The organism is Asticcacaulis sp. AC402 (genome assembly GCF_000495835.1).
Taxonomy (GTDB): domain Bacteria; phylum Pseudomonadota; class Alphaproteobacteria; order Caulobacterales; family Caulobacteraceae; genus Asticcacaulis.
This window is the reverse complement of sequence record NZ_AWGC01000042.1, coordinates 1-21,889: the sequence shown is the minus strand read 5'-3', so window position 1 is coordinate 21,889 and position 21,889 is coordinate 1. Positions and strand designations below refer to the sequence as shown.

Genomic DNA, 21,889 nt, shown 5'->3' with positions numbered 1-21,889 from the left:
CACATATAGGAGCAAGACATGAGCGATGACCACACCGAAGCAAAAGCTGCCGACGACGAACTAGACGCCGATCAACAATTCGATAGCCATGAGGACGAATCCGAAGACGACGAAGACGAAGACGACGACGATTCAGCCGGCGGAATGGACTTAGAAGATTTGAAGTGCCCTTACTGTGAGTCCGTTGATGAATGCGAACATCTGTTGCTGTGGATTGACACGGACTTCTGTGAGTCAAGACACGGCCCGCTCTTGGAAAAATTCAATCGAAAATGGTCAGCTATTCAGGAACGCTTAGGCGATGATGGTGACCATAGAGAAGGATTTTTCGAATTAACTTGTGAGGTCGATGCGTTAGCATCAGCAGATCTTCATGGGGTTTTCGAAGGGGGGCCAGGAGCATCTTTCGGGTACACAAAGTACTATTGTTCGACGGCGTTGGAGGTGCGTGAAGCCGTAAAGAACTTCTATTTGAAACCTAGGAGCTCCCCAATTCACATCGCACGGTTCTGTGTTTCTTGGGCTGACGGCGACGTGTCTGTTGAACTCCATGTTGCAAAACTCAATTACGGGCGTTTGCAGAGAGGTGAAAAAGTTTCCATACGTGGCAAGGGTTATACCTATGAAGGTGACTTTTTCTGGGATTATTGGAACTTTGAGGCCGGCTTACAGGGCGAACTGACCGTAAACTACGGCAGTCCGAAGGACGGCGACTATTCCGGCGAAGGTTGGATAGGGAGGGCAATTTCCGCACTTGATCCGAACTTTCAAAAACGGGTGTAGCAGTCCTTAGCGCTGGTGTGCGGTAACCATGTCGACCGCACACCACCCGCCAACCTTGCTCGTGTCCCTTTTGAGAATTCGCGCCGGCACAGCCGTTGATCTGCGAAAACGTCATTTTCAACTGCGCCACCTAAGGAAGTCGGCGGTTCGACACGTCGAGGATCCAAGCGAGGAGCAGAAGGGCATGCCGCGTGACCCGTTTCATGTAAGGTCTGAGGCGTCACTCTTCAGGGACGGCAAGAGATTTCTGGCCATAAGTGCGGCGATCTCGGCGGCGATCTCGTCGTCGGTCATGTTGCTGACCTGGAGCGAGCCCTGCAGGTCGAGGGACGAGCGCTCGCGGTATTTCTCGGGGGCGTGGGCCTTGAGCAGGAAGATGGCCAGGGTGTCGCTGTACTTGCGGATCGCGCCGACGGTCTTGCCGAGGTGGTACACAGGCTCCAAGGTCCCATCAAAAGCTCGACGGTGGACTTCGTCTTCGAGCGCAGATATCCCAATTTTCAAAGCGCGGTCCCACGCTAAGTCAAAGCCAGGAATTTCGACACGCCACCGGTAGGCCGTTTGACGGCATATCTTGACGGCAGCACAGGCCTTCCCGACATTGCAGGTTTCGGATAGAGCCGCGCAAAACGCGGAGAGGGTAACGGGGTTCGCTTTCATGGGGCCAGTATACAGCACGCTGGCGCCTTCAGGGGCACCGCTGGAAGATCTGACTGCGGTCCGTCATTCTGCGCGGGGTCTTGTCGGCGAATTGTCGGTGACGACAAAAACAAGACGCCCTAAAAAGGGACGAAAGATGGTCAACCAACGACTGTCTTGAACCGGTCAGGGGTTTGGGCCCGGGTTTCATATTTCACAATTTTCCGAATTGTCGACTTGCAGACATCGAAGGTCTTGGCCAGGCGCCGATATCCCCAACCTTCGGCCTCGTGGAACTCGCGGATCATGTCCACGTCCGCGTCCGTCAGCTTGGCATCCTTGTGGCCCTCGCCGATGATGCGGCCGAACTCGTTGACAGCTACGAAGCGCTTCATTTCGCCAACCCGCAGTTCTTTACGGGTTGGGCGTATGGTGCGTCAGTAGCAGAGGAGTAGACCTTCGATCCACGAGTGCAAATCCGGGTCGCGCTTGCCGAGCAAACCGTTATCGTGGTTATCCGCCCACCGCTCTCCGTTCTGTGCGATCGAGTAGTTCGCCTTGCGTCGGCGTGTCTTCGCCACGAGTTTAACGTTTCGCCATTCCACCGACGGGTCGTATTTTTTTGCGTACACAAACCACTCGTCGTTTTCTGCGATAACGTCCCAACCGCGCCCGAGAGGCGCGCGGCCGTCAAAAAGTTTTTCGTTTGGCATCCCCGCCGGTCTCCTGTTTTTTCGTCGATCCAAAACCCCCGGCTCGCGCCACATGCCACACGTCGGGGTTTATACTCTGTATACCCCGCCGATGTGGCAGCGGATGTGGCAGCATCGCCTGCCGCAAGTTGCCACATTGTGGCGGATTGTGGCGCGTGTGGCAGTGTGGCCGCCGCTACTTGTGAAAAAGTACAAGTTACCATTGCAGCGCTATTCCACCCCCAACTCGCAGAAAATTACCAGTAAGGCACAAGGCGTCGACCGCACGTGCGACGTTATTCCGTCGCCGATCGCGCCCCTTACTGTCGCGGGTTGGTGGTAATATTTTAGTGGTCTCGTCGATCAGAGCCTCCACATCGATCGGTGCATCCGACACACCGGCCATGTCCTGGGCGACGCCCCAGACCGCCTTCTGCCAGCTGCCGACCGGCGTCTTGCTCTGTGTCGAACCCCCCGCCTTCGGTGCGTCCACGTACTCGATGGCGCAGCTCGTGAGCTTGTCCAGCTCCTCGTCGACACCCAGGTCGATGACCTTGAGACGGAAATCGAACACCGAACCGTCTTCCCCGTCCTTCAGCTTGGAGATCTTCAGCTGGCGTGCGTCACCGTCCCTCGACACCTCGGCCTCGAAGTCGGCGGCTGCCTTCAGGGCGCTCGATCCCCGGGCACCCTTGGTCGCGTCCTTGCCCGAGTGGTGGACCAGGATGACCATGGCGCCGGTGGCCCTGCTGATCTTCTCACACCTGGCCACGAGGACGCTCATGTCCTTGGCGCTGTTCTCATCGCCGCCGACCATGGTGCGGGCCAGGGTGTCGATCACGACCAGGTCTGCCTCCACCAGGCAGAGCTCCTCCGTCAGATCATCGGCGTCGCCGTCGCCGAACAGATCAGGGGCGTCGGCGACAACCCCGACGCCGAGGTCCTCCAGGGCCACACCGGTGTGAACGGACAGGGCGTTGAGCCGGGTCCTGAACCCAGATGCACCTTCGGCAGCCACGTAGACCACCTTTCCGGGCTTCGTCTTGTGGCCTTTCCAGTCCACGCCCCTGGCGACGCATGCGACCATGTCCAGAGCGATGAAGGACTTGCCGGCGGTAGAGGCCCCGTAGATCACGCCCAGGCCTGCCCTGGGGAGCACACCCTTGATGAACCACTCCATCGGCGGGCCCGACGCGAAGGCGTGAGCAGGGACCACCTCGAACCGCCGACGGGAGGGAGCTGCCGGCGAGAGCTCGGGGAGGACCTCGAAGCCGTCGGTCATGTAGCCGATGGCGTCCAGGAAGTCGGTGTCGCCGCGCCCGGCACAGTGGGCGTGCATGCACTTGAAGTGGCCGCGCTCGAAGCCGTCAGTCCCACCGACCAGCCAGCTGGTCGATGACACGGCGCCACCTGGGGTGTGCTCCTCGTCCCAGGGGCAAAGGATATGAAGCCGGCGCTCTTTATTGTCGGCGCCGAGGACCAGGTCCTCACGCACCAAAAACTGGGCGACAGGGTCGGTGGTCTCGAAGTCGATCCCCTTGCGGGCCGTGAGCGTGCCCGTCACCGGCGCCTCGGTCGCGAACAGCTCGGCCAGGGCCTCCCAGGCAGCGTCCAGCTGCTCGATGGTGATCACCGGGATGGACGAGGGCAGGCCACCGGCCCACTCGTAGCGGACCCCGCTTACGTGCTCGCCTGCAAAAACGAACTGCTGCCCGTTTCCAAGGAGCTCGATGATGCCACCGTCGACGACCATGCGCCGCTTGGGCAGGTCGCCCTCGACGATGAAGGCGAGGAGGCGCTTGCCTGAGTTGCTGCGGCACCTGGCTGGGAGCTCCAGGCCAAGGACCTGGCAGAACGCCAGGTCGATAGCCTCAGCCAAACCGCGGTCGTCGACGTCGATGTCGAGCCCTCGCACGCGCCGGGTCTGGATGCAGATGCCGAGCCTGTTGTCCTGCGACCAGCGCTCCATGTCCAGGCCCGTGGCCACGTACTTCGTCCACTGAGCGAAACCGATGACGGTACCGTCGCGTTTGAAGAGGCTCGGCGTCTTGCCGATCGACCCCATCTTGGAAGTGGGACTGATTCTGGCTGTCGGGTCGCTGACCACGGGCAGAAGATCGCTAGTTAAGCCGAGCATTAGGTCGAAGTGGGCCCACTCGTCAGGGGATGCGCCGTAGTGTGTCACTTGCGCACCAGCCGGGAATGATGCGGGCAGTATGGCGCCCAGCTTCACTACTGACCGCCTTGGTTCAAAAGCTTTATCAACTCTTCGGCCGGTATAAGCGTCCGCCCGCCGACCTTTACGGTTTTGATGACGCCCGAGCGCACGAGATCATAGGTCTTCGAACGACCAAGGCCCATGGCGCGGCAGAAACCGGGTATATTGTAGGCAAGGGGCTTTATGTCAGACGCTACGGCGTGGCTTTGATTACGGGGCTTATCAGTGTGCATACGAAGATCCTTTTGCAAATCCGTAAGCGATCATAACCCTCCATTCCTGCGTCAAGGGCACCACCCCCCTCCCGGCCATTTTGAGTTTCACAAACCCCTTTCCCGTAAGGGGTTAAAACGTCCACATCCCCGACAATCGCGTAGGGGGAAAACTTTGGTCTCAATTTTTTTTTGCGAATTCCGTCGCACCGGGTTTATTGGCTTTAACATATTTGGTGGCGTGGTAAGACTTCGGTGGTCCGCTAGAGCTTGACTGCCATTTGTTTTCAGAACCCGAACCCGAACCCAAGAATTTATTGGGGGTCACCGTGGGGGTCAGATTTGATTTTGCATCGCAAAATAATCAATAAAAATATACGGTTGCAGTGGTTTCGCGATTCCTGTAGCCGGCACCACCACCCCATCCATTGGTGTACGTAATTGGTTGAAAAGCCATTGAAAATGCTGAATTTTCTGCAGCGTTGTGTCCCTATTTGTCCATAAATGTACGCCTGCATCCGGTCTTTTTGTGGGTTGCGCTAGGGGGGGGCGGCAGCGACTCGTTCCGTTTTCACTGGAAATGACCCCCGTGGCACTTTCAGATGTTCACGCGGCGACTGTGGCAGTTGAGTTTCGCGGCCGCCCGGCCAAAGCGACCCGACGTGGCCACGAACCATAAGGCGCGTCTGGCCGTCTCCCGTCGGTTCAAGACAGAATTCCCAACTGGCCAGAATACTTCCAGTGGCTGACGGCACGGTAAGGACAAGATCGCGGAACGGCGCGATCGCGGCCACCCGGAACGATGCCGTTGCGCCCGGAAGCGAGGGCATAATGTCGCCGACGGTCAGGTGTTGTAACGCCGGGACGAGGGTCGTGGCGCTTGGCGTTGCGTCATTGTCGATCCAGTCATAGCTGTACCAGCCAGCACGGCCGGCGCCCATCTGCACCAGCCAAGGCCATACGATTTCCGGCGCCACCCTGATCGTCACGGCGTGCATGACCGCGCCCACCGGGTCGGAGACCAGTTTGTCGCCAGGAAGCGCCTGACGTCGTTCCGCGGTTGTTGCTTGGGCCATCATGACGACACCCTGTCCAACGCCCACTGATCAAGGCGCGCCTGCCAATAGACGATCTCCTTCCCGCCGATTTCCCAGGCCACTTCCGCGGCGAACGGAAGCCAGGTTCCGTTGAGGTTCCGGTAATCGGAAAACCGGCCGCGCCACGGCGTCGGTAGGGTGGGCGCAGAGGCCGACCGCGGTCGATCCGGGGCGAATCCGCTGGCGATCCGCCCGTCATTACCGAGGCTCAGCTCCACTTCGCATGCCGTCTCACCAGAGCCGGCGCTGACAGCGAGTGTGTCCGGGCCGTCCGTGCGCCAGCGCAATCGGCTGTTGTGCAGTATGGCGTCAGGCGCCCAGGGGAGTTCGGCCAGGTAACGCAGAAGTTCGCCGCGCACAAGCGCCGGGGTATGCGCCGCGCGGGCGATCGGGATGAACCCCAGGGCCATGATGTCGAACCGCCCTTCGCCGCCTTGCAGTGCGTCGCGCCCGGATATGACCCCAAGCGGTCCGGCCCGTGTCCGCCAGTCGAATTCGCAGTTGCGCGTGGAGATGGTTTGCGTGGCGGTGAATCCCATCCAGGACCTGGCGTCCAAACTCGTCTTCATGCGACCGGTTTGCGTAAGACGAACCTCTCGCGCACCAGATTTGGGGTCGGCGCCAAGTCGCACGGCAAGGTCGTAGACAGCGGCGGGAAGTCGGTCGTTCTGCGCAGGCTCGGTCGCTTTCATCGGTTCGTCGCTTTCTCATAGAGTTCGGCAGTCGCGGATTTGCGGAGAGCCAGGCCTGCCACAATCCAAAGCGTGGCGGCGAAGCCTGCCTGCCAGGCCAGGCTCTGCGAGGACGAGGTCGCGGGAAAAACAACCAGCAGCCATCCCGTGTAACTGGCGTGCATGAGCACGGCCAGCATTACGCTGCGTGTATGCGCATAGACCCACGTCATCAGAATCCGATAGGGCGTCAGGGTCGCAAGATAGACAATGGCGAACGACCAGATCCAGGCCTCGCCCATCGCACCCAAGGTGAAAAGATAGACGACCAGAAGGTGCCAGAGCGCCCATACAAGGCCAAGCTGTAAACCCGACCTTCCAATGCCGTGACGCGCCAGCAGTCGCGGCGTCGCAAAGCCGGTCCAGCCGATTTCCTCGAAACTTCCGGCGATGAGCCCGACTACGAGGAGCGGCCACTGGAACTTGGGAAAGAAGGTCGGCGACACAAAAAAGCTGAAAAGCAGCAGAACAGTAACGAGGCAGATTGGGGCTGCCAGCAGAGCCACGGCGTACCAGCCGGCGCCAAGCTGCCAATTGAAGAGCCGCGCCCTCAGCTCAAGTAGTCCCGCGCGCCCGTCGACCAAACGGATAATCGCCAGCCCGCCTATGCTGGGCCCCAGCAGCATGGCCACAAAAAACAGGCCGGTCGCCAAGGGCGTTGGCGCCGCGATCGTAAAGCCGGTCGTCTCGACAATGACCAAAATTCCGCTCCAACTGATACCGAAGGCCATCGCGAAATAGAACAACATCGGGTAACGGCGTAGCCAGCTATGCGTCATGGCTGCGGCTCGGACGATGCACCTGAAAAACGGAGGTTTCCACGTCCCTGACGACTCATGGCCAAACAGATCCCTGCGACGATGAGCCAAAGCGCGGCTGCGAAAACGAGGTCGAAGATAACCGCTTGCACCCCCGTTATCGACGCCGGCAGGAGTATTACCTGCCCGGCGGCGAGCGGCGCATGCATCAGCATGACCAGAAGAACGCTGTTGGTGCGATCGTAGAGCCAAACCATAAGAATTCTGTAGGGGATGAGGAAGCTGAAAAGCAGAACGGCGATGTAGAGAGCCGGCGGGATCGCCCCCGATGCGCTGGCGCTGCCCGAAAACAAGGGATAGTGCCAGGAACCCCAGACCAGACCCATCGTCAGCCCGGTGAGTAGAAAGCCATAGCGCTTTCGCAATTGCGGCGTGGCAAAACCCGTCCATCCGAGTTCCTCGAAGAAGCTGACCGCCAGTCCCAACACAATGCCGGACATGACAAGGCCGACCCTGTCGTCAGATGTGACGATGGCGGGGAGAAATGTCGGCGAGATCAGCGACAGGGCGAAGATAATCGCGCCCATCAACACCGGGGCGGTCAGCAGTGCGACCAGGTACCATCGCACACCCGCCCGCCACCGGAACGCGCTCGACAGCAATTCGCCAAGACCCACGCGTCCACGGATCAAGCCCGTCATGAGGATGCCAGCCAGGCTGGGGCCTGCGAGGGCGGCCAGGTAAATGAACTGGCTCAGTACCAGTGGGTTGGCCCTGGAGCTGAAGAGCCCGCTGGGGCCTGCCGCGATCAGCAAAGCGCCCCAGGAGATGGCGAAGACCAGGGCATAGTACGCGGATGCCGGATGGTTCCTGATGATAGCTGCAGGAGATGATGTAATTTCGCGCCTCCTGTCGAGTTGTTCGTCTGCTGTCCGCCAAACCCAGACCACCTTAAAGCGCAATTGCAGACAGGCTCATTGTTCTGGGTCAGTTCCCGCACAATGAGCCTGAAGCAATTAAGCGATGACGATTTCGTTCTCGACGGACGTGGCGCCTTTGGCAGCCCAGGCGACTTCAGACGCCTCCTGCCAGTCGCTCCACGTATCGACGGTGCCTGTCAGTGTTACCTTGCCGCCGTCGGCTGTGACCTTGATACGCTTGGTGTCGAACCACGAACGGTTAAGGGCAAAGGCGATGTTTTCGGCGATAACCGCCGTATCTACCTTCGGCTTGACCGTCGCCTCGTTGGAAACCCCGATAACGCCCATAAGGCGGCGAATGTCCTGGGCGGCCGCTTCTTTCTGGAAGTACCACTCGACCTGGCCGCTCAGGGTGACCCAGCCCTTGCTGACCGCAACCTTGATAGCGTCGGTGGGGACATTGCCGTCCCAGGACAGGACATTGAGGGCCGCCCTGGCGATATCCTCATCGTCTCGCTTCGCGCCGCTCGAGAGTTTGATCTCGATCTCGTTGGCGATGGCCTTGGCGCCCTTGACGCGGCGTACGGCGAGTTCAGCGTCGTGTTTTTCGCTATAGGACTCGACGTGTCCCGTCAGGGTCACGACACCCTCGTGGGCCGTGACGCCGATATGGGCGCCGTTCACGTTCGGAGTCCAGTTAAGTTCGTCGAGGACGTTTTGTTTCAGGTCTGTATCGTGTGCCATGATTGTTTCCAATTCGGGAGTTTGCGTCGTTCGGCGCCAGGTGACTTGCCGCCGATTTACGTAAGTTTCCTATGTGCATTCCCGTTACATGGCCTCTTTGGCTTTAGTGGGTTGCCTCTGTCGCCTCTTCGATCGACCAATTCGTCCCTCCTGCTCCACAAGACGTTTGACGTCGGCACGGTCACAACGAATGCTCTTCCACAGACGACACGCCTTCCTGGCGCCTTTTTCAGAAAGATCGCATCCGGCGCCCCGACAATGTTTGCAAACCTGCGCAACCGTTCGCCGGGCTCCGGCTTTGGGCTTAGCTTTGCCCGGCCGGCTTTAGTCCCAGCGCCTTGAAGACCAGGGCCGCCGGGCAGATTTTGGTAAAGGCGAACTGGAACAGGTTTGCGCCGACAAATACGGTCAGCCAGACGAAGTAAGGGCTAAGCCATTGCGTCAAGGCCACGCTCAACAGGACCATAAATCCTGCAAAGGCAAAAACTGCGCGTTCAATAGTCATGATTTTATCTCCTCTTTCAGTTTGTGCGCACCGATCATGTCGAGCGCCATCTTCTCGAAAAACATTTCGCTCTTGCCGGCCCTGACCTTGCCGAGGAAGTAGCTCTCGAATGCCACCTTCGCTAAGTGGACCCACTTTCCGTGAGCCGACCAGTTGATATTGCGCGGCGGTATCTGAGGCTGGGCGAAGAAGGCAACCCCACCGTCTCCGAAATCGGCGAGGCAGATGGCATTCCACGTGGCTTCATGAACCGGAGGCTTGCCGGCGATGATGTCCTTCAGGTTATGGGCGATCGCCGTGCACATGGACTCGATCATGAAACCGGTCTTTGGCACACCGACCGGCACGGCCGTCTTGCCCATGGGGGGAATGGCCACGCAAACGCCAAGGCCGAACACGTTGGGAAAGGTTGGGTTTTGCTGATGCTTGTCGATCAGGATAAAGCCGCGCGGATTGACGAGGCCCTGAACGTCTCTGACGGCCTCGACACCCCGAAACGCCGGAAGCATCATGGAGAAACCGAACGGAATTTCATGGTCCGACTTATGTGCGCCATCCTCACTCAGTTCCTCGACGAACATCTTGCCTTGTTCAACCTTGGAGACCCTGGCGTTGGTAATCCACTTTATGTGCCGGTTGCGCATTTCGGATTCGAGGAGTCCCTTCGTATCGCCAACGCCATCAAGCCCGAGGTGACCAATATAGGGCTCAGATGTGACGAAGGTCATCGGCACACGGTCGCGGACCTTGCGCTTGCGCAACTCGGTATCGACAATCATGGCAAATTCGTAGGCGGGACCGAAGCAGGACGCCCCCTGTACGGCACCGATCACGACCGGCTGCGGAGTTAAGGCCAAGGCATCGAAGGCCTTTGCCGTTTCAACCGCATGATCGACGTGACAGACCGACGAGGTAAAGCCACGGGGGCCAAGCCCTTCTATCTCATCAAAGGCAAGGTCCGGGCCGGTGGCGATGACCAGGTAGTCGTAAACAAGTTCCATGTTGTCATTCAGGATCAACTGGTTCTTCGACGGCTCGGCCTTCTTGGCGCCCATGCTGTGGAACACTATGCCCTTCTTCTTGAACACGGGTGCCAGCTTGACTTCGATCGCCTTTCTGGTGCGCCAGCTCACCGCTACCCAGGGGTTCGACGGGACAAAGTGATAAACGTCACCTTTGTTGACCACGACGACTTCGGCCTTGTCGCCGACCGCTTCCTTGATTTCAAAGGCGGCGATGGTACCGCCAAGGCCTGCGCCAAGAACGACAATGCGTGGCCTGAGTTGCTTGGACACGAGAATCTCCTCCAGTATTGGACTTCCCTGACCGGCGTTTGCAACGGCAAGGGATAGCGCCTTGACCTTCTATTCGGGTTATCTTATATTCGCATTATCGAAAATGTAAATGATCTTTTTTGACTCCCAAGGGCAGCTCTCATGTTCAGTCAGTTCACCGTCAAAAATCTCTCTCCTGAGCAAGTCAGGAAAGGCCTCGATGCCGATGACATTATACTCATCGACGTCCGTGAACCTGACGAACACAACGCTGAGTGTATTCAAGGGGCTGTGAACCTGCCCCTCTCCAGACTTGCAGGCACCTCCCTCCCGGAGTCCGACGGCAAGACCCTTGTGATGCAATGTGCTGGTGGCGTTCGCTCGGCGAAGGCTGTGGCGGTTTGTCGCAAACGTGGCCTGAAGGTCGACCATCACCTCGCGGGCGGCATCGCCGCCTGGAAGGCCGCCGGCCTGCCGACGACGCGATAAAGCTTGCAAGGACCCAACCTATGACGCGCCATAAACTATCACGCCTTGTGCTGTCCCTTGTCCTGGTCGGATCAGGGCTGAGCGCCTGTGACCACAAGGACGAAACACCCGCAGTTGCAGCTTACCGAGGTGAAACCTATCAGATCGCGATTCAGACCATCAGCGACGTAAAGCCTGTGGCCGCAACACTGACCACCCGTCAGATGGGCGAAGCGACGGCGCGCGTCTCCGGCATTCTGACCTCATTGAAAGTGCGCGAAGGCGACATGGTCGCCCAGGGTCAGGTCATTGGCTTTGTCCAGGACCAGCGCATCAATCTTCAAACCGGCGCCTATGACGCGGCAACCTCCGCGGCCGAAGCCCAGGCTGGGCTTGCCCACGCAGCCCTTGCCCGCACCCAGACCCTGTTTGACAAGGGTATCTATGCCCAGGCCAGGCTCGACCAGGACAAGGCGACGGCCGTCGCGGCAGACGCCAATGTCCGTGCCGCACGGGCTCAGGCCTCAGCCAGCGGTGAAGGTGCCCGTCAGGGCGCCATCATCGCCCCGGCCGCTGGTCGCGTCATTCATGCCACTGTGCCTGTGGGTTCGGTTGTGATGGCCGGACAATCGGTCGCCACCATTACTGCCGGCAATCGCGTCGTTCGTATCGAACTGCCTGAGGGCCAGGTCAGCGCTCTGACGGTTGGGCAATCCCTGACACTGGATGCCAATGGCATCCGGACGACGGGCGCCATCACCGAAATCTACCCGTCCGTTACCGCGGGTCAGGTTGTGGCGGATGTCACCGCGCCAGACCTGGAGACCCTGGTGATCGGCCAAAAAATTGTCGCCTATGTTCACCTCGGTAGCCGCAACGCGGTTGTCCTCCAAAGGCGCTTCGTCGCGACGAGACATGGCCTCGACTATGTGCGCCTGGTACAAAAGAGCGGAACGATTCTTGAAACAATGGTCCAGACAGCGCCGACCGGCGATCCGGAGCAAATTGAAATCCTCGGCGGTCTTTCATCCGGCGATTCCGTAGCTCCTTACGGAGGTGCGAAGTGAGCCCATCTCATAAGGTGCCGGAAGCCAAAAACCTCGGCCTGTCCGGTCGTTTGACCAAGGCGACCCTGAATTCGCCACTCACCCCTCTGTTCCTGATTGTAGCGATCCTGGTCGGCCTGCTGGCCGTTATGTCGATCCCACGGGAGGAAGAGCCCCAGATCAGCGTCCCGATGATCGATATCAGCGTGGGTGCCCCCGGCATGAAAGCCGTCGACGCCGCACAACTGGTCGCCAAGCCGCTGGAAACCATCGTCAAGAGCGTCAATGACGTCGATCACGTCTATAGCTTCATCGACGACGACCGCGTGCTGGTGACAGCGCGCTTCAAGGTCGGCGTTGATCCGGACAATGCGGCTATCCGAATCCATGAAAAGATATCCGCCAATATGGACAGACTGCCTGTTGGCGTCGCAGCGCCATTGGTGCAGACCCGCGGCATCAATGATGTGCCGGCCATGATCATCACCCTGTCACCCAAGCCGGGCTCAGGTGATGTCCTGAACGATACCGCGCTCTACAACATGACGACGAAACTCAGAACCGAGTTGTCCAAGGTCGATAATGTCGGCCTCAGCTTTATCGTTGGAGGACGCCCGGAAGAAATCCGCATTGAGCCCAATGCCGCCGCCATGAGCGCGCGCGGCGTAGCCCTTGACGCCCTGATGAACGCCGTCAAGGGCGCCAACACCCGCTTCCCCGCAGGCACAATCCGTCAGCAAGGTCAGGCCGTCAGTGTTGGCGCGGGGCAGTCCGTGCAAACCGCGACAGATGCCGGTCTGATTACAGTACCGTCCGTCACCGGTGAAAATGTCCTTGTTCGTGATGTCGCGACCGTCATTCAGGCCCCGCGCGAGGATCAATCGCAGGTTTTTCGCTATTCGCGCCTCTCAAACGGATCATGGACGCAGACCCCCGCCGTTTCGCTGGCGATTGCCAAGCGCAAAGGTGCCAACGCGGTTGTACTCTCACATGCCGTTCATGAACGCATCGACGGTCTGAAAGGATCGCTCATCCCCGCCAATGTTCAGGTGTCGGTCACGCGCGACTACGGCGAAAGCGCCAACGAAAAGGCCAATGAACTGTTGTTTCACCTGGGCCTGGCCACCGTTTCCATCGTCATCCTGATCGGCTTTACCATTGGCTGGCGCGAAGCCGGCGTCACGGCCGTGGTCATCCCCACGACGATCTTGCTGACCATGTTTGCGTCCAACCTGATGGGCTACACCATCAACCGCGTCAGCCTGTTCGCCCTGATCTTCTCGATCGGCATTCTTGTCGACGACGCCATCGTCATGATCGAGAACATCTCGCGCCACTGGGCAATGAATGACGGTCGCTCCAGGGTTACAGCAACCGTGGACGCCGTGGCCGAGGTCGGAAATCCAACCGTCATCGCTACCCTGACCGTCGTGGCCGCTCTCCTGCCCATGCTCTTCGTCTCCGGCCTGATGGGGCCCTACATGGCGCCGATCCCGGTCAATGCCTCCGCGGCCATGATCTTCTCCTTCTTCGTCGCTGTTATCCTGGCGCCGTGGCTGATGATCCGCTTTGCCCGCAAAGCTCTGAAGGCCGGCGATCATGCCGCCCACGACCACGAAGGCTTCATCGGCGCCATGTATCGCCGTGTCGCGTCTGGCATTATCAAGGACAAAAAGAGCGCGGGCCGCTTCCTCGCCGCGGTGGGAGTCGCCACGCTCGTGTCCTGCGCCATGTTCGCCACCAAAACAGTGACCGTAAAACTGCTGCCGTTCGACAACAAGTCGGAGCTTCAGGTCATTGCCGACCTGCCCGAGGGCACGTCACTCGAAGCCACACAGCGCATCCTTAACCAGGCGGCTCAAATAACGACTCAGATGAAGGAGGTCGAGGCGATAGACTCCTATGCGGGGACAGCCACCCCTTTCAACTTCAACGGCCTGGTGCGGCATTACTACTTCCGTACCAACCCCGAACAAGGCGATCTCAATGTCCTGCTGGCGCCAAAGGACAAGCGGTCACGGGCCAGCCATGCCATTGCCATCGACCTGCGCAATCGCCTGAAGGCCATCTCTTTGCCCGCCAACGGTGTGCTGAAAGTGGTCGAGGCGCCGCCGGGACCACCTGTCATGGCGACGCTTCTGGCCGAGGTCTACGGTCCGGATGCCGAAACGCGCCGCGCCGTCGCCGAGAAGGTCAAGGCGATCTACAAGTCCATCCCCTACATCGTCGACGTCGACGACAGCTACGGATTGCCCGCGCCAAAGCTTTCCATCGTCGCCGACCGCCAAAGGCTGGAAGCGTTCAACGTTATGGACGGCCAGATTTATGCCTCGGTCAATGCCTTGATGACGGGGCAGGTGCTCGGCTATTCAGACCGCGGCGACGGACGTGATCCCCTGGAAATATCCCTGCGTTTGCCCCAATCGCAGCGGACCTTCAATCAGGCCCTTCAGGCCATGCCGGTGGCCACCTCGACCGGTTCGGCGGGCACGCGTCTTGTCTCGCTGGGCGAAGTCACGACTGCGACCCAGACGACCGCCTCGACGCACATCTTCCGTCGCGATGGCCGCGATGTCGACATGATTATGGCCGAAATGGCCGGCCAGTATGAAGCGCCGATCTATGGCATCCTTGCCGTCAACAAGGCCATCGAGAACGCCGACTGGGGCAAGCTGCCGACACCGGCTATCCGCCTGAATGGCCAGCCCGATGACGAAAGCCGCGCGACGGTCCTGTGGGATGGCGAATGGGAGATTACCTGGGTGACCTTCCGCGACATGGGGGCGGCCTTCGGTGTAGCTCTGCTGGGCATCTACGTGCTGGTCGTTGGTCAGTTCAAAAGCTTCAAGCTACCCCTGGTCATCCTGACTCCGGTGCCGTTGACACTGATCGGTATTGTCGTCGGGCACGTCCTTTTCCAGGCGCCGTTTACGGCGACGTCGATGATCGGCTTCATCGCGCTCGCCGGCATCATCGTCCGTAACTCGATCCTGCTCGTCGACTTTATTCGCCACGCCGACAAACGGGATGGCGATGGCAACAAGCGGCCTCTTCAGGAGATTCTGCTGGACGCCGGCGCGACGCGGTTCAAGCCTATCCTCCTGACCGCACTGGCCGCCATGATCGGTGCCAGCGTTATACTCACCGACCCCATCTTCCAGGGCCTGGCCATCTCGCTCCTCTTTGGCCTTCTGTCGTCTACGCTTTTGACAGTTCTGGTGATACCCGCCATCTATGTTGTCATGCGTGGCGATTCAACAAGTAAAGGCGTAACTCCGTGACCATGCCCTCGACACCGATGGCGCTCGCCGCCAGCGCGCATAAGGCCAGCCGTCTGCTCAAGCTGATGGCCAGCGAACAGCGCCTCATGATCCTGTGCAAGTTGAGCGAAGCTGAGCAAAGCGCCGGCGAATTGACCGAACTGGTCGGCCTGAGCCAGGGCGCGGCATCGCAACATCTTCAGAAGATGCGTTCCGAGGGGCTGGTCGACACGCGCCGTGATGCCCAGACCATATATTACCGCCTGGCCGACGACGCCGCCCGCCAGGTCATCGACCTGCTCTGCAACATCTACGGCAAGGGAGACTAGCCATGTCTAAGGACTATATCGAAATCACGCGCACCATCTCCGCCAATCTCAAGGGCCTGCGCAAGGATATCCCCGAGACCATGCAGGGATTTTCCGCTCTTGCCCAGGCCGCGTCCAAAGACGGCGCCTTGTCAAAGAAGACCAAGGAACTGATTGCGCTCGCCATCGGCATCAGCACCCGCTGCGATGGCTGCATCGGTTTCCACACCGAAGCGCTTATCCGACTGGGCGTAACCCGGGAAGAGTTTGAAGAGACCCTTGGCATGGCCATCTACATGGGAGGCGGTCCCTCGCTCATGTATGCGGCCGACGCCATGGCGGCGTTTGAGCAGTTCACCCAAAAGACGACAACGGCAGCCTGAGCCTGCGGAGAACTTGGCTATGACCTATCATTTTTCAAAGACGTTAACGATGCCCTTCGTCGAAGCCATCGCGCACGTGACGAAGGCGCTCGCCGACAAGGGCTTCGGCGTTCTGACGACAATCGATGTCCAGGCAACCCTGAAGAAGAAGCTTGACGTTGAGTTCCGCCCCTACACCATCCTCGGAGCCTGCAATCCACAATTTGCCTACAAGGCCCTGCAATCCGAGGACAAGATCGGCGTCATGCTTCCGTGCAACGTGATCCTTCAGGATAAGGGCGATGGCCAGGTCGAGGTCTCGGCGGTCGATCCCCTGTCATCGATGAAGGCGGTAGAGAATCCAGCCCTGGGCGAGGTTGCCGCATCCGTGACGGCCCTGTTGAAGGACGTCATAGAGTCGCTTTGACACTGTAGCCCTGTCTCGCGCCGTTCCGTTCAACGCCCCCAAACGCATCGAAGCAAATCTTGCAGGTCGTGATACCGATACCGCTTGCCGCGCATCACTGGAGCGCAATCCGATAAAGTGGAAGCCACCGCTCGGGCGCTCCCACTTTCGGATAAGTTGCGCGACAAAACAAAAACTTATACCAAACCGCGAAATTCTTGACTCATCGCGGGTTGGCAAGGCCGACTGGCCGCCCGAGCTTTTGCGAGGAGCCATGGGGGGCGCCTAGTCCGGCGTTTGAGCTGAAAAAATGCGAATACCAAGCGTCATTCTTTATGAGGTTTGGTATTGGAGCGTGGTTTTGTTTCCATCAAAACGCACCCCGCTCTAAGCATTTGATAAACGGTCCAGATAATGTCCCGACAATGTCATGAGCAAAAAAAAATGGGTATTGGGGCTCTGGACATTGGCGGGCAGGCTCGGCATAAGCGCGGTTCGTGAAATTTCACGTCTCGCCGGCATAGCTCAGACGATCGATGGGTCGTTTTGTAAACATCAGGTCACGGGTCCGATTCCAGTGGCCTGCTCTGGTTTTTGCTCACGGTCAGCATGCTTGCGCGGGGTGTTGACGCCCAAGAACCATCGCTAGAGCGCTGTTTTGGTTTGAAATCTGTCAAGTGGGTTCGTAATGAACACTTTGGAAAAGCTTATTGAACGCATGATCCTGGGCAGCCGATGGATCCTGGTAATTTTCTACCTGGGTCTCGCTGCCTCGCTCGCCGTCTATGCTGTGTCTTTCGCGTTGAAATTTTACAAGGTCGCGATTCACGTTTTTGAGTACAGCGAGAACCAAATGCTTCTTGCCATGCTCGGCCTCATCGATGCAGCCTTGGTTGCCTCACTGATCGTGATGGTGATGATTTCGTCCTATGAAAATTTCGTTTCGCGTTTCGATGAGGACGATTCAAAGCCACAGGTGAGTTTCCTCGGCAAGATGGATTCGGGATCGCTGAAAATTAAGGTCGCTTCGTCCATTGTCGCTATCTCCTCGATTCACATGCTCCAAATATTTCTGAATATCGAGAAGTTCAGTCCGGAAACCCTGCAGTGGGTCGTGATCCTGCACATGGCCTTTGTTATCTCCGCACTGCTGCTGGGGTATCTTGAAAAGCTGATGAGCAAGAAACGGGACATCATGTCGGGCGGCGGCACAAAGCAGGGATAATGGCGTTTTGATTTAGACCGCGGATGAATCCGTCGGCGTTGGCCACTGCCATTTCCCCAAATAAAGCTTGCCCATAACCGCCCAAGAAAATAGAGGTCAGGGCCATCCCAGCCCAAGTTAAGATTAAAAGCAGGGGGGCCAGGGCCCCCTTGACCCCGATCTTGAAAAGATTGAGACCGCGACATGTCCCGCATCCTAGTTACCTCCGCGCTCCCCTACATCAACGGTATCAAGCACCTCGGCAATCTTGCCGGGTCGATGCTGCCCGCTGACGTCTATGCCCGCTTCATGCGCGCCCGCGGCCATGAGGTGCTCTATATCTGCGCCACCGACGAACACGGTACTCCCGCCGAACTGGCTGCCGCTAAGGCCGGCCAGGACGTCCGCACCTATTGCGACGAACAACACCTGATCCAGAAAAGCGCCGGTGAGGCGTTCGGCCTGTCCTACGACTGGTTCGGCCGTTCGTCCTCGCCGCAGAACCGCCAGTTGACCCAGATGTTCTGCGACGCGCTGGACCGCAACGGACTGATCGAAGAGCGCGTCGACAAGATGGTCTTTTCCATCGACGACGGTCGCTTCCTGCCCGACCGCTATGTCGAAGGCACCTGTCCCCACTGCAGCTACGAAAAAGCCCGCGGCGACCAGTGCGACAACTGCGGCCGGCTACTCGACCCGACCGACCTGAAAAACCCCTATTCCGCTGTCTCGGGTTCGACCAATCTGGAGGTGCGCGACACCCGCCACCTCTACCTGCTGCAGACCAAGGTCGAGGACCGCTTGCGCACCTGGATCGCAAGCCACGACAACTGGCCGCACCTCGCCAAATCCATCGCCAACAAGCACCTCGACGAAGGCCTGATCGACCGCGGCATAACCCGCGACCTCGCCTGGGGCGTGCCGGTGACCAGGGACGGCGCGCCGCGCCCGGGCTTCGAAAACAAGGTCTTTTACGTTTGGTTCGACGCGCCGATCGAGTATATCGCCGCCACGCGCGAATTTTTCGACGCCAAGGGTGAGCCCGACGGCTGGCAGACCTGGTGGCGTCTGGATCAGGGCGCCGATGACGTGACCTATGTCGAATTCATGGGCAAGGACAATGTCGCCTTCCACACCGTAAGTTTCCCGGCCACCATCCTGGGTTCCGGCGAGCCATGGAAGATGGTCGATACGCTCAAGGCCTTCAATTGGCTGAACTGGTACGGCGGCAAGTTCTCGACCTCGATGAACCGCGGTGTCTTCATGGACCAGGCGCTGGAACTGCTGCCGGCCGATTACTGGCGCTGGTACCTGATCGCCAACTCGCCGGAAAGCTCGGACAGTTCCTTCACCTGGGAGCAGTTTCAGGCGACGATCAACAAGGACCTCAACGACGTTCTGGGCAACTTCGTCAATCGCATCACCAAGTTCACCGAAGGCAAGCTCGGCGGCGTGGTGCCGGAAAGCGGCGCGGCCGGTCCGATCGAAGAAAAGCTCTACGCCGATATCGCCGAACAACTGGCCGAAGCCACAGACGCCATGGAAACCATGGAAATGCGCAAGGCCGCCCAGGCGGTTCGCCGCATCTGGGTGTTGGGCAACGAGTACCTTCAGGAGGCCGCGCCTTGGACCGCGATCAAGACCGACCCGGCCCGCGCCGGCGTCATCGTTCGTCACGCGCTAAACCTGGTCCGACTTAACGCAGTCCTGGCCCAGCCCTTCATGCCGTTCTCGGCGGGAAAGATCGCTGCCACCGTCGGCGCCAGCCTGCCGCTGGCCTGGCCATCGACCGACATCCGCGCCGAACTGGATAAGCTGGCTACGGGCCAAACGGTGGCCGCCGGTGAAATCCTGTTCAGCAAGATCGAAGACGAAAAAGTGGCCGAATGGGCACAACGCTTTGGCGGTGCTGAGGCTTGAGCGATACGGTAACATTTTACCTCTCCCCGTTTACGGGGAGAGGACGAGAGCCGAGCGAAGCGTGGGCGATCGGGTGAGGGGCCTTACCATCGGTAAAGCAACCCCGAACCTAAACCAGATACCGCTTAAACCACGCTACCGTCCGGCCCCAGGCCAGGTCGGCGGCGGCCTTGTTGTAGCGCGCTTCCGACGTATCGTTGTTGAAGGCATGCTGGGCGCCTTCGTAAATGTGAACTTCGAACGTCTTGCCGCCCGCCGCCAAAGCCGCGCGATAGGCTTCGATGCCAGCATTGATGCGCTCATCCTGGCCGCCGTAGTGCAGCAACAGCGCTGCCTTGATGTTCGGTACGTCTTCCAAGGGCGCCTGCGACCCATAATAGGCCACGCCGGCCTTCAGTTTCGCCGATTTAGTGGCGAAGCGGTTGACCAGTCCGCCGCCCCAGCAGAAGCCGACGGCGCCGGTCGCCTGGCGCGCAAACCCCTGGCTTTCCAGCCATTCCAGGCTGGCCTCGGCATTAGCGACGTTCTGCGCCGGATCCAGTTGACCGATCAGTGTGCGTGCCTCGTCTTCATTGGCCGGCGTCCCGCCCTTGGGCGACAGAAAATCCGGCGCCAGCGCGACAAACCCTTCCAAAGCTATCCGGCGGGCAACATCTTTGGTGTGGGCGTTCAGGCCGCGGTTCTCATGGATAACGATCACGCCGGGCAGTGCCGCTGATATCGTCGCCGGCCTTGCCAAATAGCCCTTCATCTCGCCGTAGGTGACATCCGCCCCAGTGATGCGGGCATCATTTTCTGGCACGATGGCGGCTTTGGCGGAACTGGCGGCCAACATTGGCGCCACGGCGGCGGCCACGGCCACCGACCCACACAGGGCGGTCAGTCGCTCCATAAAGGCGCGCCGATCCGGATTTCGGTGGGTGAAGTCGTCATAGGCATCGATCATGGCCTGGGTGATGGCGGGCTTATCGGACATCTCTGCTCTCCTTCAATGAACCAATTAAACGCACACTTCGCTTTCGACCGTCGCCTTGTTAGCTGATATATGCAGAATGAAGCTTAATGTTTACGAATCCGCCCAATCCTGTCAATCTAGACAGTCTATTCAAAACAGGGCGTCTTCGATGAACTTACAACAGTTGCTCTTCAGCGCTCGCGGGCGCATTAGGCGTCGGGATTATTGGGTGTGGGGAATCGTTACACTCATTGCCTACGTGTTCGCCTGCGGCTTCGGTGGGGGCGTTTTGGGCGTGGCTGGTCTGACTCGGGCAGAAAACGAAGGCGTGTTTAATCTTATGATCCTAATCCTGGGTATTCCATATTATTGGACCAATGTTTGCCTTGGCGCCAAGCGCTGGCATGACCGGGACAAGTCAGGATGGATGTATCTGATCAAATTCATACCCCTAATTGGCGGTGTTTGGACCTTGATCGAGTGCGGTTTTCTGGATGGTACCCAGGGCGGCAACCGGTACGGCGTATCGCCCAAGGGTGTAGATGATCAGAGCAGCGTATTCTGATCCCGCTGCCGGCGATCACAGTACAGTGTTCTTGACGGCGTGTTCGCGGCATTCGAGAAAATGTCGCCTTGTGATAGTATGCTGACATAAGGACGAGTCGCTCAAGGCTCGCCATTCAGCCGCACGTCAAAACGCCATTGGCCGTCTTGGGCACTTTGGGGATGGCATGAGGTGTAAACAAGGGAGGCAAACATGCGTATCACCGATATTCTGCTGAGTCCCAATGGCCGTATCACCCGCCTTGGTTTCTGGGGCGCGTGGCTGGCGGTAATGTTCATCGCCGTCGTCGCCGGCTTCAGCCTGATGACCCTGGCGGAGTTTAGCGCCCAGAGGGGGGGCTTTCAGCCGCCGGTCATGGGCGACGACATCTATGGTCGGTTTGCCTGGATCGGTCTCGTCCTCGCCGTGCCGGTGGCCTGGATGATGTTCTGCGTCCTGGTCAAGCGCTGGCACGACCGCGGGCGGTCGGGCTGGTGGCTGCTTGCGGCGCTGGTGCCGGTTTTCGGTCAGGTTTGGGCGCTGATCGAATGCGGCTTCCTGGCCGGAACTCGCGGTGGCAACAAGTACGGCCCGTCATCCAGCCGTGGCCGTTATGATCACGCCCTGCATTTCGGTGACGAAATCCCCGAGGATATGGCCTGATCAGGGCTCGGCTTATACCAAGCCTCATAAAGAATGACGCTTGGTATTCGCTTTTTTTTTCAGCTCAAGCGCCGGACTAGGGCCTGTTGAGATTCACCTTGCATTGATGATGCCCGCGCAGAGATGGATCATGGCTTCAAAGCTTTGATCGGTCTTGCATGCGCGCATGGCGATGCGTTT

Annotated in this window: 24 protein-coding genes; 11 read left to right on the top strand and 13 right to left on the bottom strand. The window is 59.1% G+C overall.

What is annotated here, in order from left to right; all coding sequences use genetic code 11:
• The first annotated feature begins 18 nt into the window (after positions 1 to 18).
• Positions 19 to 783, top strand: a complete 765-nt coding sequence (locus ABAC402_RS37515) for a hypothetical protein (protein ID WP_023451074.1) — start codon at positions 19 to 21, stop codon at positions 781 to 783.
• Positions 784 to 984: 201 nt separating this feature from the next.
• Here the strand turns inward: ABAC402_RS37515 and ABAC402_RS37510 are convergent, their stop codons facing one another.
• From ABAC402_RS37510 to ABAC402_RS37470, 12 genes are all read right to left on the bottom strand, one after another.
• Positions 985 to 1,227: a hypothetical protein gene (locus ABAC402_RS37510; RefSeq protein ID WP_162148545.1), complete on the bottom strand. Its 243-nt coding sequence runs from the start codon at positions 1,225 to 1,227 to the stop codon at positions 985 to 987.
• A gap of 356 nt (positions 1,228 to 1,583) precedes the next feature.
• Positions 1,584 to 1,817, bottom strand: a complete 234-nt coding sequence (locus ABAC402_RS37505) for a hypothetical protein (protein WP_023451072.1) — start codon at positions 1,815 to 1,817, stop codon at positions 1,584 to 1,586.
• A gap of 42 nt (positions 1,818 to 1,859) precedes the next feature.
• A complete protein-coding gene (locus ABAC402_RS37500; RefSeq protein WP_023451071.1) occupies positions 1,860 to 2,135 on the bottom strand; it encodes a hypothetical protein in 276 nt (91 codons plus the stop codon).
• A 196-nt stretch (positions 2,136 to 2,331) separates the two neighbouring features.
• Positions 2,332 to 4,347, bottom strand: a complete 2,016-nt coding sequence (locus ABAC402_RS39540) for an AAA family ATPase (protein ID WP_155847482.1) — start codon at positions 4,345 to 4,347, stop codon at positions 2,332 to 2,334.
• On the bottom strand, positions 4,347 to 4,565 hold the full coding sequence (locus ABAC402_RS0120930; protein WP_031236034.1) for a helix-turn-helix domain-containing protein: 219 nt from the start codon (positions 4,563 to 4,565) through the stop codon (positions 4,347 to 4,349). Before ABAC402_RS0120930 ends, ABAC402_RS39540 begins: the two co-directional genes overlap by 1 nt.
• A gap of 518 nt (positions 4,566 to 5,083) precedes the next feature.
• Positions 5,084 to 5,623 (bottom strand): hypothetical protein, encoded by a 540-nt coding sequence (locus ABAC402_RS0120925; protein WP_023451068.1) that lies wholly within the window; start codon positions 5,621 to 5,623, stop codon positions 5,084 to 5,086.
• Positions 5,620 to 6,333, bottom strand: a complete 714-nt coding sequence (locus ABAC402_RS37495; protein ID WP_023451067.1) for a DUF6544 family protein — start codon at positions 6,331 to 6,333, stop codon at positions 5,620 to 5,622. The genes ABAC402_RS0120925 and ABAC402_RS37495 overlap by 4 nt, the downstream gene beginning before the upstream one ends.
• Complete coding sequence (locus ABAC402_RS37490; RefSeq protein WP_082180070.1) at positions 6,330 to 7,151, bottom strand: CPBP family intramembrane glutamic endopeptidase; 822 nt, start codon at positions 7,149 to 7,151, stop codon at positions 6,330 to 6,332. The genes ABAC402_RS37495 and ABAC402_RS37490 overlap by 4 nt, the downstream gene beginning before the upstream one ends.
• Entirely contained in the window at positions 7,148 to 8,092 is a 945-nt protein-coding gene (locus ABAC402_RS37485) for a CPBP family intramembrane glutamic endopeptidase (RefSeq protein WP_023451065.1), read from the bottom strand. Before ABAC402_RS37485 ends, ABAC402_RS37490 begins: the two co-directional genes overlap by 4 nt.
• A gap of 54 nt (positions 8,093 to 8,146) precedes the next feature.
• Positions 8,147 to 8,794: a BON domain-containing protein gene (locus ABAC402_RS37480; RefSeq protein ID WP_023451064.1), complete on the bottom strand. Its 648-nt coding sequence runs from the start codon at positions 8,792 to 8,794 to the stop codon at positions 8,147 to 8,149.
• A gap of 304 nt (positions 8,795 to 9,098) precedes the next feature.
• Entirely contained in the window at positions 9,099 to 9,299 is a 201-nt protein-coding gene (locus ABAC402_RS37475) for a DUF2892 domain-containing protein (RefSeq protein WP_023451063.1), read from the bottom strand.
• The gene (locus ABAC402_RS37470) at positions 9,296 to 10,594 is read right to left on the bottom strand and encodes an NAD(P)/FAD-dependent oxidoreductase (protein ID WP_023451062.1); all 1,299 of its coding nucleotides are present in this window, start codon (positions 10,592 to 10,594) and stop codon (positions 9,296 to 9,298) included. Before ABAC402_RS37470 ends, ABAC402_RS37475 begins: the two co-directional genes overlap by 4 nt.
• Positions 10,595 to 10,735: 141 nt before the next feature.
• Here ABAC402_RS37470 and ABAC402_RS37465 point away from each other — a divergent pair, with 141 nt between their 5' ends.
• The 8 genes from ABAC402_RS37465 to metG all read left to right on the top strand — a co-directional run bounded on the left by ABAC402_RS37465 (position 10,736) and on the right by metG (position 19,547).
• Positions 10,736 to 11,062, top strand: coding sequence for a rhodanese-like domain-containing protein (locus tag ABAC402_RS37465; RefSeq protein ID WP_023451061.1), 327 nt, complete (start codon positions 10,736 to 10,738; stop codon positions 11,060 to 11,062).
• 20 nt (positions 11,063 to 11,082) lie between these two features.
• Positions 11,083 to 12,108 (top strand): efflux RND transporter periplasmic adaptor subunit, encoded by a 1,026-nt coding sequence (locus tag ABAC402_RS37460; RefSeq protein WP_023451060.1) that lies wholly within the window; start codon positions 11,083 to 11,085, stop codon positions 12,106 to 12,108.
• A complete protein-coding gene (locus ABAC402_RS37455) occupies positions 12,105 to 15,368 on the top strand; it encodes an efflux RND transporter permease subunit (protein WP_235080051.1) in 3,264 nt (1,087 codons plus the stop codon). Before ABAC402_RS37460 ends, ABAC402_RS37455 begins: the two co-directional genes overlap by 4 nt.
• A gap of 2 nt (positions 15,369 to 15,370) precedes the next feature.
• Entirely contained in the window at positions 15,371 to 15,676 is a 306-nt protein-coding gene (locus tag ABAC402_RS37450) for a helix-turn-helix transcriptional regulator (protein ID WP_040410119.1), read from the top strand.
• Between the two features lie 2 nt (positions 15,677 to 15,678).
• Positions 15,679 to 16,038, top strand: coding sequence for a carboxymuconolactone decarboxylase family protein (locus tag ABAC402_RS37445; RefSeq protein ID WP_023451057.1), 360 nt, complete (start codon positions 15,679 to 15,681; stop codon positions 16,036 to 16,038).
• A gap of 49 nt (positions 16,039 to 16,087) precedes the next feature.
• Entirely contained in the window at positions 16,088 to 16,444 is a 357-nt protein-coding gene (locus tag ABAC402_RS37440; RefSeq protein ID WP_235080049.1) for a DUF302 domain-containing protein, read from the top strand.
• A 667-nt stretch (positions 16,445 to 17,111) separates the two neighbouring features.
• Positions 17,112 to 17,648, top strand: a complete 537-nt coding sequence (locus ABAC402_RS37435) for a TIGR00645 family protein (protein WP_023451055.1) — start codon at positions 17,112 to 17,114, stop codon at positions 17,646 to 17,648.
• A gap of 183 nt (positions 17,649 to 17,831) precedes the next feature.
• Positions 17,832 to 19,547, top strand: a complete 1,716-nt coding sequence (metG, locus tag ABAC402_RS37430) for a methionine--tRNA ligase (protein ID WP_023451054.1) — start codon at positions 17,832 to 17,834, stop codon at positions 19,545 to 19,547.
• Between the two features lie 109 nt (positions 19,548 to 19,656).
• On the opposite strand, the gene ABAC402_RS37425 is transcribed toward metG, so the two are convergent.
• On the bottom strand, positions 19,657 to 20,523 hold the full coding sequence (locus tag ABAC402_RS37425; protein ID WP_023451053.1) for a dienelactone hydrolase family protein: 867 nt from the start codon (positions 20,521 to 20,523) through the stop codon (positions 19,657 to 19,659).
• Positions 20,524 to 20,671: 148 nt separating this feature from the next.
• Between ABAC402_RS37425 and ABAC402_RS37420 the strand changes: the two genes are divergently transcribed.
• Together ABAC402_RS37420 and ABAC402_RS39535 are read left to right on the top strand one after the other, a co-directional pair.
• Positions 20,672 to 21,067, top strand: a complete 396-nt coding sequence (locus tag ABAC402_RS37420; protein ID WP_023451052.1) for a DUF805 domain-containing protein — start codon at positions 20,672 to 20,674, stop codon at positions 21,065 to 21,067.
• Positions 21,068 to 21,259: 192 nt separating this feature from the next.
• On the top strand, positions 21,260 to 21,709 hold the full coding sequence (locus tag ABAC402_RS39535) for a DUF805 domain-containing protein (RefSeq protein ID WP_023451051.1): 450 nt from the start codon (positions 21,260 to 21,262) through the stop codon (positions 21,707 to 21,709).
• Positions 21,710 to 21,889 lie beyond the last annotated feature (180 nt).

Coding starts and splice junctions, on each gene's coding strand:
- ABAC402_RS37505 (WP_023451072.1), bottom strand. CDS start 1,817: ATGAAGCGCTTCGTAGCTGTCAACGAGTTCGGCCGCATCATCGGCGAG.
- ABAC402_RS37500 (WP_023451071.1), bottom strand. CDS start 2,135: ATGCCAAACGAAAAACTTTTTGACGGCCGCGCGCCTCTCGGGCGCGGT.
- ABAC402_RS37475 (WP_023451063.1), bottom strand. CDS start 9,299: ATGACTATTGAACGCGCAGTTTTTGCCTTTGCAGGATTTATGGTCCTG.
- ABAC402_RS0120925 (WP_023451068.1), bottom strand. CDS start 5,623: ATGATGGCCCAAGCAACAACCGCGGAACGACGTCAGGCGCTTCCTGGC.
- ABAC402_RS37445 (WP_023451057.1), top strand. CDS start 15,679: ATGTCTAAGGACTATATCGAAATCACGCGCACCATCTCCGCCAATCTC.
- ABAC402_RS37490 (WP_082180070.1), bottom strand. CDS start 7,151: ATGACGCATAGCTGGCTACGCCGTTACCCGATGTTGTTCTATTTCGCG.
- ABAC402_RS37495 (WP_023451067.1), bottom strand. CDS start 6,333: ATGAAAGCGACCGAGCCTGCGCAGAACGACCGACTTCCCGCCGCTGTC.
- ABAC402_RS37450 (WP_040410119.1), top strand. CDS start 15,371: ATGCCCTCGACACCGATGGCGCTCGCCGCCAGCGCGCATAAGGCCAGC.
- ABAC402_RS0120930 (WP_031236034.1), bottom strand. CDS start 4,565: ATGCACACTGATAAGCCCCGTAATCAAAGCCACGCCGTAGCGTCTGAC.
- metG (WP_023451054.1), top strand. CDS start 17,832: ATGTCCCGCATCCTAGTTACCTCCGCGCTCCCCTACATCAACGGTATC.
- ABAC402_RS37460 (WP_023451060.1), top strand. CDS start 11,083: ATGACGCGCCATAAACTATCACGCCTTGTGCTGTCCCTTGTCCTGGTC.
- ABAC402_RS37515 (WP_023451074.1), top strand. CDS start 19: ATGAGCGATGACCACACCGAAGCAAAAGCTGCCGACGACGAACTAGAC.
- ABAC402_RS37435 (WP_023451055.1), top strand. CDS start 17,112: ATGAACACTTTGGAAAAGCTTATTGAACGCATGATCCTGGGCAGCCGA.
- ABAC402_RS39535 (WP_023451051.1), top strand. CDS start 21,260: ATGCGTATCACCGATATTCTGCTGAGTCCCAATGGCCGTATCACCCGC.
- ABAC402_RS37425 (WP_023451053.1), bottom strand. CDS start 20,523: ATGTCCGATAAGCCCGCCATCACCCAGGCCATGATCGATGCCTATGAC.
- ABAC402_RS37420 (WP_023451052.1), top strand. CDS start 20,672: ATGAACTTACAACAGTTGCTCTTCAGCGCTCGCGGGCGCATTAGGCGT.
- ABAC402_RS37465 (WP_023451061.1), top strand. CDS start 10,736: ATGTTCAGTCAGTTCACCGTCAAAAATCTCTCTCCTGAGCAAGTCAGG.
- ABAC402_RS37480 (WP_023451064.1), bottom strand. CDS start 8,794: ATGGCACACGATACAGACCTGAAACAAAACGTCCTCGACGAACTTAAC.
- ABAC402_RS37440 (WP_235080049.1), top strand. CDS start 16,088: ATGCCCTTCGTCGAAGCCATCGCGCACGTGACGAAGGCGCTCGCCGAC.